Below are 13075 nucleotides of genomic sequence, written 5' to 3'. Positions count from 1 at the left end.
TTCAGCCGGTACCCTTGAGGAACCCGCCCTGGTTCAGTAATTAGCTATGCTGTTGCCGTATCCGAAGAGAGTTGATTGCGGATACCGGTTCATGGAATCGCTGGCCTGCATCCACTGGGCTGTATCGATCCGAACAGGAAATACACGTCTTTCATCGTCTTATTATTGCTGAGGTTTTGTTTATGTTTTCTCGTTTCCATCGGTGCTGCATCTTTATTAAAACTCTCGTCCTGTGCATCATGTTCCTCTCGTCCACAGGTATTGCCGACCCGGGGTTCCGTCATTGGCTGACTGAATTTTCCGCTGAAGCCGCGCGTGAAGGCATCAATTCACGGACCTATGCCCAGGCCTTTGCGGGTATCGAGCAGCCTGATCCCGATGTCATCCGCAAGGCTAACTTCCAACCCGAGTTCACGACAGCTATCTGGGACTATCTTGACACCCGGGTCAATGATCGCAGCGTGCAGACCGGGGCTGTCATGGCCCAACGACATGCCGATACGCTAGCCGCCGTTGAACAGCGATTTGGAATCGATCGTTATCTGCTCCTGGCTATCTGGTCGATGGAATCAGCTTATGGTGCTGTTCTTGAAAGACCGGGTCTGCTTCATTATGTCCCTCAGGCCCTGGCGACCCTGGCCTATGCGGATCAACGCCGGGCCCGATTTGCCCGCACCCAGCTTATCGCTGCCTTGCAGATCCTACAGGCAGGGGATATCACGACCGAGCAGCTCTACGGTTCCTGGGCCGGTGCCATGGGCCACACCCAGTTCATCCCCACCAGTTACCTGGCCTATGCCGTGGATATGGATGGTAACGGTCGTCGTGACATCTGGAACTCCATCCCCGATGCTCTTGCCACTGCTGCCAATCTTCTAGCGAAAAATGGCTGGCGCAGCGGTCATCCCTGGGGCTTTGAAGCAAAAGCTCCAGCAAACGGATTCCAATACAACGGTGAGACCAAAACCCTGGCCCAGTGGCGGCAGCTGGGTTTTATCCGACCCAATGGCAAGGGGTATCCCGATCCGGAGGCACGGGCAGAACTGAAGATGCTCGCTGGAGCCGAAGGACCGGCATTTCTCTTGATGCGGAACTTCTTTGTGATCAAACGGTACAACAACTCTGATTTTTACGCCTTGGCTGTGGGACTGCTTGCCGATCAATTGGCGGGCAAAGCAGGCATGGTCCAGGATTGGCCCCGCCCTCCGGGTGCCCTGTCTTTCGAAGAAAAAAGAGAAGTTCAGGAGTTGCTGCAGCGCCGCGGCCTCTACACCGGAGCCATAGACGGCGACCTGGGACCACTATCGCAACAGGCTATGCGGGCTTTCCAGGCTCAGGCCGGTCTTCCTGTCACCGGCATGGCTACGCAAAAGGAACTGAGAGCCCTGCGCCGTTAACTGCCTGTGTCTGTCCCTAAACGAGATATTGTCCCGGACACGTGAACGTTCATCCATGCACCAACTTCGTTGTTCGTGGCCGTTCGATTAAAGTACACTTTATCAGACGGGTACGGGCAATGAAGATGGCATGCTGACGAACGCGCCGAAAGGCGGCTGGTGAAGGTTACCTTCAAGGATTCTACTGCAATGACAATATGATGACAGTAAGATATGACCAACATAGTCCAGCCGCCACAGATTCAGGCACCTGTCAGCATTTCATTCGCCTACGATAACTCAAGATTCATCAGGTATTCATCCAGGACCTGACGCAGGTCTTGTTCTTGCCTGTGCAGGTCTGCGATCTCCCGGCGCAGCTTTTCCAGCTGTGTCTCCTGCTCACTGAACTTTCTGACATAGCCACGATACACTTCGCTTTGCCGATCCAGTTGCGCCATGTTCTGACGCATCCGGGCCTGGTCCTGTTCAATACCGCGAATCTCCTGTTCGTACTGCCGGCGCTGCCCTGCAACCCGCTCAATCTGGTGCCGCTGTGCGACCACCTCCCCCAGGGCTTCTCTGACCTGTTCACTGACCACTGTTGCCTTCATATAGAGATGGATCAGGGCATCATCGATATTGGTCAACAGGATGTGCTGGGTGTCAATCCGTTCTTCCTCAACCAGCAGACCGGCTGGTTTTCCGGGCTCGGCCCTAACCGCAAAGCGATAGAAGTCGCGGGTCTTCTCAGCTGGTTCGGAGGGCTTGACCAATGTCCACTGGGCTTCAATCGGCTGCTCGATCAGAACTGTCCTGGCGGTGCGACCTGAATTCCTGATGACATACTCCTGACTGCGGAGAAATTTGCGTTCAGCATGCAGGGTTCCTTTAACAATCCTGACACTGCGCAACTCCTCAGGGGTACTTTTCCCCTGGCGGACAACCTCGGTATCGAGGTCCATGGCATAACTGATCAGCCGTTCACCGCCGGGAGGAATGTCTTCGATCCGGGCGTCTCCGGCATAGACGCCACCGTCAAAGACAGTGATCGGTCCCTGCATCAGGTGCAGATCGGTGGTATTGGTGAAGCGCAGACCGGAGAGCGGATGTTTGGCATGCACTGACCAATTGTAGATAGCCAGTTTTTCTCCGGTGATTTCGCTGTTGACGATGGGCAGCATGGCGGACTGCTGGCGAGGCAGGTTAACCGGTGCCTGTATCCTGTACTGGAATGATTCACCGGCATCAATACCTTCGGCGACCGACTGCACCCCCCGGCGTAGATCCATGGACTCCGGCCGGGACATGGACAAATCCTTCAATGTCCTCCTCCTGATGTCCGCCACCGTCCCTGGTTGTCCCGAACCTACCGCTGGTGACGGTGCCATCATGGGCATGACCTGACTCTCCGCCATCCGGTCGGCAGCGTGCTCATCAGCGAATACCTGACCCAGACGGCTCAGATCCTGCCCATAGGTCTGCGGAAGGACCGAGGTGAATAACTCGAACTGCACCTCGGGCCGCGGCAGATACAGCGGTTCATACAGGTCCATGGTAAAGGAAACAGGCCGGCCACTGACCAGGGTCAGATCAACCCCGCGCCAATCCTGCTCGGACGTATTTTCGACAATGGCCCAACCCTGAAGCAGGGTTTCTTCACCGGCAAGGACAAGACGGTATGAAGTCTTCCAAACAGGTGATTCCTGAATATACCCGACCCTGACCCGTCGCTCTCCCTGGCCGGTGAATTGCACTGTGACAGTCTTTTTATCGGTGGCATGGGCCGAAGCCAGCAGACTCAGGGCCATGTCCAATTCAGCCTGCAGCGCCTCGTTCAGCAAACGGATGCTGCTGACCGAATCAAGAGCAACACTCTGCAGGCCATTGTCCGTTAACAGGTTGAGGATGTCGACGTCCATGAACTCGTTGTCACCGATTCTTTTGCGGCGGGTTTCAACGCCCAGAATAATGCCACTGATCCTGGCGGGCATTTCCACCTCGACCCGTTCACCGCGCACCTGGGCGAGCAGTTCAGCCAAAGAGGGGTCTGCCGTCAGATCAATGGCAAAGGTTCTCAGGGTCTTGGTTATCGGATCCCTGGACGGGTACCTGACCGCATCGACCTGGCCGCCATCAAGATCCCGGACGACCATGCTCTTGAGCAGGTCATTGATATCACGGGTGTTGAAGCGCATGGAGATGTTGGTATCATCGCGCACTGAGCCCGCATGTTCATAAAAGCCGACGCCGGAATGGAACAAGACAACGCGTTCCAGCGGAATGGTCATGGCATCCTGTCCGGCCAGGCCTGTACTTCCGCCAACCAGAAGCAGGCCGGCCAGGATTGCGGAGCGAATACTGATGGTCATCATGGCAGGTACCTCCATCGAGGGATTCATGGAAAAATGGTCTTTACTATTCATGGGTATGGCACATCTCAAAATTTTGTGGTTGAAAAGGTGGCGCGATATATGGCGTGACGACCTGTTCAAAATTTGAGGGAAAACGCACGAGAAAAACGTTTCAGGGGACCGGATCCGATAACTGTTCACACGAGGCCAGGATCTCCTGCCTGGAGGGAAGCCTGAATACGTTATCGTTTCTGGGGAAAGAGTGGTGCTGGAAAAGCCCTCTTGCGCTGAACCGGTGGACGGTGTATGGCCATGAGGGTCACCGTGTAAAAAACTCTCTGCCCGAACGTTGCAAATATTACCACTGGAACGTCTACTTCATCGCCAAAAACATCTCATATTCCTGCATCCGTGAGTGTTTATCCGTGCGTCAGCTGTATTGTCTGTGAGTGTTCGATAAAAAGACACTTTATCGAGCGGTTTCGGGCAATGAAGGTGGCGCGCGGACGGACGCCCCGAAGGGCGGCCGGGGAAGGTTGTCATCAAGGATTCCGCTGCAATTGTATCCTGATTACAGCATGATATATCCAATACAAGTGTCCGGCCGTCACGAATTGAGGGTTTTGACCTCATGAACACAACCGGAATCGTCACTGCCATCCTCGCCGCCCTCTTCATGGGTACGGTTGGCATTTTTTCCAGGGCCACCGGCCTTGAGGCCGAGACGTTCACCTTTTTCCGTCTGACCATCGGTGCCGGCTTCATGCTGCTTTTTCTTGTCGCCACCAGTCGCCTGCATCTGGCATGGTCGCGGTCCTCCTGGCCGGTTCTGCTGAACGGCACCATGCTGGCAGGCCTCATCATCTGTTATGTTCGAGCCATGGAGTACACCACCATGGCCAATGCAGTCATGCTGCTTTATCTGGCCCCCCCGGTCACCGCAATCTACGCCCATTGTTTCCTTGGTGAGCGCCTGACCCGTGCAAGCACTTTTCTCATCAGCCTGACCCTGTTCGGCTTCATGATGATGATGGAGTTTCGCATTGATTTCAGCGGGGACGAAAACCTGGGCAAAGGCCTTGTTTTCGGCCTGCTGTCAATGTGCTGCTACGCGGCCTTTATCCTCATCAATCGGAGTATCGATCAGTCGATCCACGTCTACACCCGCACTTTCCATCAATTGCTTATCGGCGGTCTGCTGCTTCTGCCTTTCAGCCTCCTGCACCGGCCGGAACTGCCTCTCTCTACCTGGCCCTGGCTGGCTGCCACCGGGCTGGTTCCCGGTTTTTTTGCCATCCTCTGTGCGGTGATCGCCCTCAGTCGTCTGCCCGCCGCCACCTTCGGTACTCTGGCGTATTTCGAACCTATTGCCGTGGTCGTTTTTGGGTGGACACTGTTCAATGAGTCCCTGTCACCATTGCAATGCGCCGGTTGCCTGCTGATTGTTGTCAGCGGGACCCTCAAGGCCTGGTTCACAGTCTCCGGCCCCGAAGCATCCCGCCCGCGGGGCTGATACCTTGAATCAGTGACGGTTGAACGTTTGTTTTACTCTTCAGGCTGCAGTCGCCGGTTCAAGGGGCACGATCAGCAATTGCCTCAGGAGGATGATACTGGACCATCAACGACAGAGTAATACGGTTGGACGATGATTAATACGATTGTGTCCGCCATGATGCGGATGGCGGCATGATATTTTTTCAGAAAATTTCAGTAGTATGAAAAACCGACCACATCCTGCAAGTGTTCAAAGGTACAGAGCCGTACGCGAGTTTCACCCCGGCGCAGGCCCACCAGAGCCTGTTCCGCAGCCAGCAACACCGCTACCAGCCTCGGGTTAAATAGTCATGGATACTGTCCGCGGCCTTTCTTCCGGCCCCCATGGCCAGGATCACGGTTGCGGCCCCAGTGACAATATCCCCACCGGCCCAGACACCCCGCATAAAGGTTTTTCCATTTTCAGGGTCAGCCTCAATGTTGCCCCAACGGTTGAGGCGGATCGACGGTTCGGAACTGGTCAACAGAGGATTGGCTCCGGAACCGACGGCAATGATGGCAAGGTCACAGTCCATCGTGAACTCCGAACCTTCGAGTGGCACCGGTCTACGCCGGCCGGATGTATCGGGTTCTCCGAGGGTCATGCGCTCGCAGGTTACCGAGGTCAGGCGGCCATCACTGCTCCCGTCAAAGTGCAATGGGCTGGACAGCAACAGAAATTCCACGCCCTCTTCTTCGGCATGATGGGCTTCTTCCACCCTGGCAGGCATTTCTTCCCGGGATCTCCGATACACGATCTTCGACGATTCAGCCCCCATGCGCAGGGCGGTCCGAGCAGCGTCCATGGCGACATTACCGCCACCCACCACCACGACATTACGGCCCGGTACCATGGGTGTGTCATAGAGCGGGTCATAGGCTTTCATGAGATTGGCGCGGGTCAGGTACTCATTGGCGGAGTAAACCCCGATGAGATTTTCTCCCGGTATATTCATAAAACGGGGAAGTCCGGCGCCAACCCCGACAAAAACGGCATCAAATCCTTCTTCCAGCAGTTCGCTGACGTCCACGGCCCGGCCCACCACCGTATTGCAGGCAATGGTCACTCCCAGTTGTTCCAGGGTTTTCACTTCTGCCTCGACGATGGCCTTGGGCAAGCGGAATTCCGGGATACCATAAACCAAAACTCCCCCTGGTTTGTGAAAGGCCTCGAAAATAGTCACATCATGGCCCTTCAACACCAGATCTCCCGCCACCGTGAGCCCCGCGGGTCCACTGCCGACCACGGCGACTTTTTTCCCGGTCGGTGCTTCCTTGGCCGGTAACGACCCGTCGCCATTGGCCCTTTCCCAGTCAGCGAGAAAACGCTCGAGATGTCCGATGGCCACAGGGCTCCCTTTTTTCCCCAGAATACAGCGGCCTTCGCACTGGATCTCCTGAGGGCATACCCGGCCACACACCGCGGGCAGGGCATTTTTTTCCCAGATTGCCCGAATTCCCTCGGCAAACCGGCCTTCGGCAATGGCTTTGATATAAGCTGGAATGGGAACCGCCACGGGACAGCCTAGAACGCATTGGGGAGTTTTACACTGGATACAGCGGGACGCCTCGGCCCTGGCCATCTCTTCCGTGTACCCAAGGGGTACTTCCAAAAAATTGTGGCGGCGCAATTCCGGAGGCTGCTCCGGCATGGGATGCCGTTCCTTGGTTGTTTTTTTGGTTTCCTGCATACCCTTTTTCTCCACTTACCTTATGCCTGTTCGATTTTTCTGGCCTGAGCTTCCATGCGGCAACGATGGTCCTCCATGGCTTCTGTTTCCACTTTTCTATAGGCCTGCAGGCGTTGGGATAGACCGTCAAAATCAACCTTGTGGCCGTCAAATTCCGGTCCGTCAACGCAGGCAAACTTGGTCTGATCACCCACCGTGACCCTGCATCCGCCGCACATACCGGTTCCGTCCACCATAACCGGATTCAGGCTCACCAGGGTATGGATCCCATCGGTTCGAGTCAGTTCACTGACCGCCTTCATCATCGGCACCGGACCTATGGCCACCACCAGGTCCGGTTTGTCGGTGATCAGGATCTCCTTCAGGGCATCAGTGACGAAACCTTGCCTGCCGGTGGAACCGTCATCACTCATGGGAATAAAAGTGTCGGAAAGCGCATTCATCTTTTCCTTTAGAATCATGAAATCGACATTGCGGGCCCCCAGGATAGTGGTGACTCTGTTGCCCGCCTTTTTCATGGCCCGAGCAATCGGGTGCAGAACGGCTATACCCGTGCCGCCGCCGACGCAGACCACATGGCCCACTTTTTCAATATCCGTGGGACGCCCCAGAGGGCCGATAAGATCTGAATAAGCATCGCCCTCATACAGGGTGGCAAAGAGGGAGGTCGATTTACCCACCACCATGAAAATTACGGTGACAGTTCCCGCGTCAGCATCAGTATCCGCCATGGTCAGAGGAATACGTTCTCCGGTCTCTGTAGCCTTGAGGATCACAAATTGACCTGGCTTGGCCTTACGGGCAATTCTCGGGGCCTCAATCTCATGAAGAATGACAGAGGACGGCACCAGCTCCTCCCGTCGTACGATTGTAAACATGGTCTCTCCTCTATTAAAAAGTTTCCCGACTCCCTAACTGTGGAGTTTATTTTTCCGCGTATCTCTCTCAACAAACTGATATGTTTCTTATTTGACCACAAACGCAGAACATGCGGGGGGAACCGATGCAGGGTGACGTGGCATGGCCCGCCGACCACACTGCAATATTTCCTGAACACGTGACGACTGAGGCGTGTTGTGGTATCTGATGCGATCCAACCAGAAAGTGCCCGATAGTTCTTTGCCCTCTTCTCGAAGCAATGGTCAAAGGCCCATGAAGAAGAATCGAAAAAGTACCCCACTGCAGGGACAAAAGGAAAGAAAAAAAAGCCTTCCCCCCATTATTGCCCTCCCACCCACCGGTCTGCCGTTATAGCCCCAACCATGCCTTTTCCCTTCATCGACACGTTTCAGCCATGATCATTAATTCTGACCTGAATCTGGACCTGCGAGATTTTGCGGCAATCCTTTTTGATCTGGACGGCACGTTCTGGCATGAGCATCTCCCCTGCCCGGTGCTGTTCCCCTGGTACAGCAAGTACAGAAAAGCGGGCTTATCCATGGATTTATAAGTAATTCCAGCTCATCACCGGCCGGAGTGGTTCGACGACTGGCCGCAATGGGTCTCACTGTGACCGAGGAGACTATTCTGACAGCCGCGGCTGCAGCCTGTGATTACATTCTCGACACGTTCGGTCCGGGAGCCAGGGTCTTCAATATCGCCAATCCATCCATCGATGAATTGCTCAGCGGTCGCGCCATTCTCACGGATGATAAATGCGAAGACTGTGACGCGGTGCTGGCCGCCGGCCTGGCCCATGGATGTGCCACACCGTTTCGTCTGCAAATAGCACTGCGACTGCTGATGCGGGGGGCCGGGCCAGTCTGATCGGGTTGTGCGCTGACCGTGCCTATCCGACCCCGCGCGGTTTTGAAATCGGAGCCGGTGGAGTCACAGCAATGCTTGCTAATGCCACCAACTTGCCGGCAACCTATTGTGGCAAGCCGGAACCTTGGTTTTTTGAAGACATCTGTCATCGCCTCCAAGTCCCTCCGAATTGCTGCCTGTTAATTGGCGATAACCTCGAAACCGACATCGCCGGTGCTCGTCGCGTTGGCATGAAAACTATTCTCACCCTGACCGGTCTCGCCACATCCGCAGCTGTTGCTACGGCAACGGACAAACCCGATGTAGTGGTCAACGACCTCTCTATGCTGTTGTTTTAAAAAAGACGGGGGCGACGGCCCGTCTTCCTGATCCGCGCCACCCGCTTCCCCCAGCACCTTCAGCGTACGCTCTATTTATTCATTGTCACCCCTCTCCCGCCTTCCTGCTTTTATAACCGGAAATTAACCGCTCGCTGATTTAATTCTAACCCGATGGTGTGATAGTCCAGGCTCGCATGAAGTGTTCATCGCTCATGCGACATGCAATGCAACATCATTAACAACAACAAGGAGGACTGTTCATGTTCCACGGTTTAACATCGTTCCATCGCGTGCTGGCCCTAGCTCTCTTCTGTGTCCTGACCCTGATCAATGCCACTGGTTTTGCAATGGACCCTCGCTTCAAAGACGAAGATGGTGACATGGTCGCCGACATTCCCACTGATCCCAGTCAATGGGTCGATCCGCCCACCTTGATTTTTGCCTACACGCCGGTTGAAGATCCGGCGGTCTACGCCAAAGTCTGGGAAGGATTCATACACCATATGGAAGAGATAACCGGAAAAAAGGTCCAGTTTTTTCCGGTCCAGTCCAATGCCGCCCAATTAGAAGCAATGCGTGCCGGTCGTCTTCACGTCGCCGGTTTTAACACCGGATCCAATCCTCTGGCAGTGAATTGCGCCGGTTTTCGTCCCTTTGCCATGATGGCCCGTGCCGACCGCAGTTATGGCTACGAAATGGAGATTATAACCCATCCGGACTCAGGTATTAACACCATCGAAGATATCAGGGGCAACAAGATGGCCTTCACCTCCCAGACGTCAAACTCAGGGTTCAAGGCACCTTCAGCACTGCTGGAGGCTGAATATGGTTTGATTGCGGAAAAAGATTACGAACCGGTCTTTTCCGGCAAGCACGACAATTCCATCCTCGGGGTTGCCAACAAAGACTATCCCGTTGCCGCCATTGCCAATTCGGTCTTGAACCGGATGATCTCACGTAACGTGGTCCAGCCTGAGCAGATCGTCACCATTTATACGTCACAAACCTTCCCAACTACTGGCTATGGGGTTGTCTACAACCTGCATCCCGAACTGCAGCGTAAAGTACAACAGGCTTTTTTCACCTTCCCCTGGGAAGGATCGGCTCTGGAAGAAGAATTCAAGAATTCCGGAGAAGCTCAATTTATCCCTATCACCTATAAAGAACACTGGGCTGTCGTGCGCACCATTGATGCGGCTATGGGTGTTCAATACGATTGTCGCTGAACCATGCTGCGTGTACAGGCACTGAGCAAAAGGTACGCCACCGGGGACCAGGCCCTTGGTGGCGTCACCCTGACCATACCCGCAGGTCAGGTTGTCGGCCTCATCGGTCCTTCGGGGGCTGGTAAATCGACCCTTATTCGTTGTGTCAACCGATTGGTTGAGCCCAGCGGCGGTTCCATCTATCTGAATGATATCGACCTGACCAGACTGAACCATTCGCAATTGCGACAGGCCCGGCGGCGCATGGCCATGATTTTTCAGGAATTTGCCCTGGTAGAACGGTTGACGGTCATGGAAAACGTTCTCAGCGGTCAACTGGGATATGTTAGTTTCTGGCGCAGCCTGCTTCGTCAATTTCCTGCTGCAGCTGTTGCCAAGGCTTTTGCCACCCTCGACCGAGTCGGACTTGCCGATCATATCGACAAACGCGCCGACACGCTGTCCGGTGGCCAACGCCAACGGGTCGGGATCGCCCGTGCTTTGCTGCAAAATCCCGATCTTTTACTGGTGGATGAGCCCACGGCAAGCCTAGATCCCAAAACCTCTCGTCAGATTATGCGACTCCTCACTGACGTTTGTGCTGAACAGCAATTGGCCGCAATCATCAATATTCATGATGTTGCACTGGCCCGAATGTTTGTCCAGAGAATAGTTGGTCTTCGCAAAGGCCTGGTGGTCTTCGATGGACCACCAGAGAGCCTCGACGCCACAGCATTGACAATGATCTATGGTGCCGAGGACTGGACTGGCACTATTCAAGAAACAGAGTGTCAACCTGACCCCTATGTTCAGCTCGATCCGATGACACAAAGCCCGCTGGTACCGGCCTGATGTTGCACCATCCCAAACAGATTCAGGCTGTCAGTCAATACCCCACTCGCTGGAAAAAGCCGCCGTTCATCCGCAGAGCATGGCTTCGCTATGGCATGTATCTGTTCATTTCAGGCTATCTTGTCCTTGGGTTTACCAGCGTGGAAATCAACTGGACACGGGTCGCTGAGGGAATACCGCGGGGCTGGATATTTATTTCCGCTTTTTTTACCCCTGATTTTCTCTCCCGTAGTAGTGATATCTGGCAGGGAATCAAGGAAAGCCTGACCATGACCTTGACCTCCACCATTGCCGGGATAGCGCTTTCCATTCCCATAGGCGTTGGAGCAGCGCGTAATCTGGCACCAGCGCCGATCTATCTGGCCTGTCGATCGATTATCGCTATTACCCGCAGTTTTCAGGAGATAATCATCGCCATCTTGTTTGTCGCCATGGTTGGATTCGGTCCCTTGGCCGGATTCCTGACCCTCACCCTGGCCACCATCGGTTTTCTTGCCAAATTGCTGGCCGAGGATATCGAGGATATCGACGAGAGTCAGACCGAGGCCATCCGCTCCACTGGCGCCAGCTGGCTGCAACTGATCAATTATGCTGTCCAGCCACAGGTCATGCCGCGACTCATCGGTCTGTCCATGTACCGACTGGATATCAATTTCCGTGAATCAGCAGTCATCGGCATTGTTGGCGCCGGTGGCATCGGAGCGACCCTCAATACCGCCATCGATCGTTATGAGTTCGATTCCGCGGCTGCGATTCTACTCATTATTATCGCTATTGTTTTTATTTCGGAATACAGTTCCGGCTTCATCCGTAACCGGGTGCAATAATGCCTGTTCAGCATATCGGCACAAAAAAAGTATGGCAGCGACGTACCCATGGTGATCGATTCCGCATATGGGCCTTGCAACTGGTGCTAGTGGTTCTGTTTCTACTCGCCTGGCGGCTTATGAACGAAAACACCATGTGGATTTTTGTTCAGGATGCTCCCCGCCAGGCGGTCGACATCGGCGGTCGTATGCTGCCACCCCGCTGGTCCTACATGGAACGTTTGTGGATACCACTGTGGGATACCCTTAACATTGCCACGCTAGGTACTCTGCTCGCCCTGCTGCCAGCAGTCCCAATCGCCTTTCTCGCTGCCCGCAACACCACTCCCAGTGTCCGTTTTATTCGCCCTGTAGCCCTGCTTGTTATCGTCGGTTCCAGGTCAATCAATTCACTGATCTGGGCTTTACTGCTGGTTGCCATCCTCGGCCCGGGGCTGCTCGCCGGCATCATTGCCATTGCATTCCGTTCCATAGGATTCATTGGCAAATTGCTCTATGAGGCCATTGAAGAAATCGATATCTCCCAGGTGGAAGCTATAACAGCCACCGGTGCTTCACCAGCACAGGTTCTTGAATTCGCTATTGTTCCTCAGGTTCTCCCGGCTTTCGCAGGCATCACTGTTTTCCGCTGGGATATCAACATCAGAGAATCCACTGTCATCGGCCTGGTCGGCGCCGGCGGTATTGGCCTTGAACTGTCCCATTCGCTCAACACCCTGGCCTGGCCACAGGTCAGTCTCATTTTCCTCGTTATCCTCGGTACGGTTGTAATCAGTGAATGGGTGTCAGCTAGAGCGCGTCATGCCATGATTTAGTGCCCATCCGGAATCGTATGTTTTCCCTGACTTCTTGTGTTGCGGACAAAGGTAATCTGCGGAAGCGCACCTCTATTTCTGCGGCTCAATTGCCTGCGCGCCTTGATTCAGCGCAGATCATCTCCTTACCGGACAAACCCTAATCTGCTTCAGCTGTCTGAATTTTTCTTGACACTCTGCATGGGAGCTGATATTTGACTTGCGGTTTTCGAAACTTTGGTTTAAATAGGCAGTTTATAGATACAATAAGTGCAGGCGCGTAGCTCAGTGGGAGAGCGCTACCTTGACGTGGTAGATGTCGTCGGTTCGACCCCGTCCGCGCCTACCAAAACGAC

Annotated in this window: 11 protein-coding genes and 1 tRNA gene; 9 read left to right on the top strand and 3 right to left on the bottom strand. The window is 54.5% G+C overall.

Translation table 11 applies throughout. From position 1 onward, the window contains the following. Nucleotides 1–182: 182 nt before the first annotated feature. Complete coding sequence (locus tag JWG43_RS04125) at nucleotides 183–1397, top strand: lytic murein transglycosylase (protein ID WP_205241551.1); 1215 nt, start codon at nucleotides 183–185, stop codon at nucleotides 1395–1397. A 269-nt stretch (nucleotides 1398–1666) separates the two neighbouring features. On the opposite strand, the gene JWG43_RS04120 is transcribed toward JWG43_RS04125, so the two are convergent. Continuing rightward, complete coding sequence (locus tag JWG43_RS04120) at nucleotides 1667–3802, bottom strand: hypothetical protein (RefSeq protein WP_205241550.1); 2136 nt, start codon at nucleotides 3800–3802, stop codon at nucleotides 1667–1669. 559 nt (nucleotides 3803–4361) lie between these two features. On the opposite strand from JWG43_RS04120, the gene JWG43_RS04115 reads away from it, so the two are divergent. Next, complete coding sequence (locus JWG43_RS04115) at nucleotides 4362–5243, top strand: DMT family transporter (protein WP_205241549.1); 882 nt, start codon at nucleotides 4362–4364, stop codon at nucleotides 5241–5243. 307 nt (nucleotides 5244–5550) lie between these two features. Here JWG43_RS04115 and gltA read toward each other — a convergent pair whose 3' ends face one another. Beyond that, the gene (gene gltA, locus JWG43_RS04110) at nucleotides 5551–6954 is read right to left on the bottom strand and encodes an NADPH-dependent glutamate synthase (RefSeq protein WP_205241548.1); all 1404 of its coding nucleotides are present in this window, start codon (nucleotides 6952–6954) and stop codon (nucleotides 5551–5553) included. Between the two features lie 20 nt (nucleotides 6955–6974). Further along, on the bottom strand, nucleotides 6975–7832 hold the full coding sequence (locus tag JWG43_RS04105) for a sulfide/dihydroorotate dehydrogenase-like FAD/NAD-binding protein (RefSeq protein ID WP_205241547.1): 858 nt from the start codon (nucleotides 7830–7832) through the stop codon (nucleotides 6975–6977). Nucleotides 7833–8340: 508 nt separating this feature from the next. Between JWG43_RS04105 and JWG43_RS04100 the strand changes: the two genes are divergently transcribed. The 7 genes from JWG43_RS04100 to JWG43_RS04070 all read left to right on the top strand — a co-directional run bounded on the left by JWG43_RS04100 (nucleotide 8341) and on the right by JWG43_RS04070 (nucleotide 13068). Beyond that, the gene (locus JWG43_RS04100; RefSeq protein WP_205241646.1) at nucleotides 8341–8721 is read left to right on the top strand and encodes an HAD family hydrolase; all 381 of its coding nucleotides are present in this window, start codon (nucleotides 8341–8343) and stop codon (nucleotides 8719–8721) included. A gap of 71 nt (nucleotides 8722–8792) precedes the next feature. After that, on the top strand, nucleotides 8793–9059 hold the full coding sequence (locus JWG43_RS04095) for an HAD-IA family hydrolase (RefSeq protein ID WP_205241546.1): 267 nt from the start codon (nucleotides 8793–8795) through the stop codon (nucleotides 9057–9059). Nucleotides 9060–9301: 242 nt separating this feature from the next. Further along, nucleotides 9302–10267, top strand: coding sequence for a phosphate/phosphite/phosphonate ABC transporter substrate-binding protein (gene phnD, locus JWG43_RS04090; RefSeq protein WP_205241545.1), 966 nt, complete (start codon nucleotides 9302–9304; stop codon nucleotides 10265–10267). 3 nt (nucleotides 10268–10270) lie between these two features. After that, on the top strand, nucleotides 10271–11098 hold the full coding sequence (gene phnC / locus JWG43_RS04085) for a phosphonate ABC transporter ATP-binding protein (protein WP_205241544.1): 828 nt from the start codon (nucleotides 10271–10273) through the stop codon (nucleotides 11096–11098). Continuing rightward, nucleotides 11098–11925: a phosphonate ABC transporter, permease protein PhnE gene (phnE, locus tag JWG43_RS04080; protein WP_205241543.1), complete on the top strand. Its 828-nt coding sequence runs from the start codon at nucleotides 11098–11100 to the stop codon at nucleotides 11923–11925. The genes phnC and phnE (JWG43_RS04080) overlap by 1 nt, the downstream gene beginning before the upstream one ends. Further along, nucleotides 11925–12740 carry a phosphonate ABC transporter, permease protein PhnE gene (phnE, locus tag JWG43_RS04075; protein ID WP_205241542.1) on the top strand — a complete coding sequence of 272 codons (816 nt, stop codon included), beginning with the start codon at nucleotides 11925–11927 and terminating at the stop codon, nucleotides 12738–12740. Before phnE (JWG43_RS04080) ends, phnE (JWG43_RS04075) begins: the two co-directional genes overlap by 1 nt. Nucleotides 12741–12993: 253 nt before the next feature. Further along, nucleotides 12994–13068: transfer RNA gene (locus JWG43_RS04070), tRNA-Val, on the top strand. Nucleotides 13069–13075 lie beyond the last annotated feature (7 nt).

The sequence above is a fragment of the Desulfobulbus alkaliphilus genome, assembly GCF_016918545.1.
In the GTDB taxonomy this organism is placed as follows: domain Bacteria; phylum Desulfobacterota; class Desulfobulbia; order Desulfobulbales; family Desulfobulbaceae; genus Desulfobulbus; species Desulfobulbus alkaliphilus.
This window is presented reverse-complemented; position numbering and strand designations above follow the sequence as displayed.

Excerpts from the sequence above, each read along its gene's own strand:
- phnC (WP_205241544.1), top strand. The coding sequence starts at position 10,271 with ATGCTGCGTGTACAGGCACTGAGCAAAAGGTACGCCACCGGGGACCAG.
- JWG43_RS04115 (WP_205241549.1), top strand. The coding sequence starts at position 4,362 with ATGAACACAACCGGAATCGTCACTGCCATCCTCGCCGCCCTCTTCATG.
- phnE (WP_205241543.1), top strand. The coding sequence starts at position 11,098 with ATGTTGCACCATCCCAAACAGATTCAGGCTGTCAGTCAATACCCCACT.
- JWG43_RS04120 (WP_205241550.1), bottom strand. The coding sequence starts at position 3,802 with ATGAATAGTAAAGACCATTTTTCCATGAATCCCTCGATGGAGGTACCT.
- gltA (WP_205241548.1), bottom strand. The coding sequence starts at position 6,954 with ATGCAGGAAACCAAAAAAACAACCAAGGAACGGCATCCCATGCCGGAG.
- JWG43_RS04105 (WP_205241547.1), bottom strand. The coding sequence starts at position 7,832 with ATGTTTACAATCGTACGACGGGAGGAGCTGGTGCCGTCCTCTGTCATT.
- phnD (WP_205241545.1), top strand. The coding sequence starts at position 9,302 with ATGTTCCACGGTTTAACATCGTTCCATCGCGTGCTGGCCCTAGCTCTC.
- phnE (WP_205241542.1), top strand. The coding sequence starts at position 11,925 with ATGCCTGTTCAGCATATCGGCACAAAAAAAGTATGGCAGCGACGTACC.
- JWG43_RS04125 (WP_205241551.1), top strand. The coding sequence starts at position 183 with ATGTTTTCTCGTTTCCATCGGTGCTGCATCTTTATTAAAACTCTCGTC.
- JWG43_RS04095 (WP_205241546.1), top strand. The coding sequence starts at position 8,793 with ATGCTTGCTAATGCCACCAACTTGCCGGCAACCTATTGTGGCAAGCCG.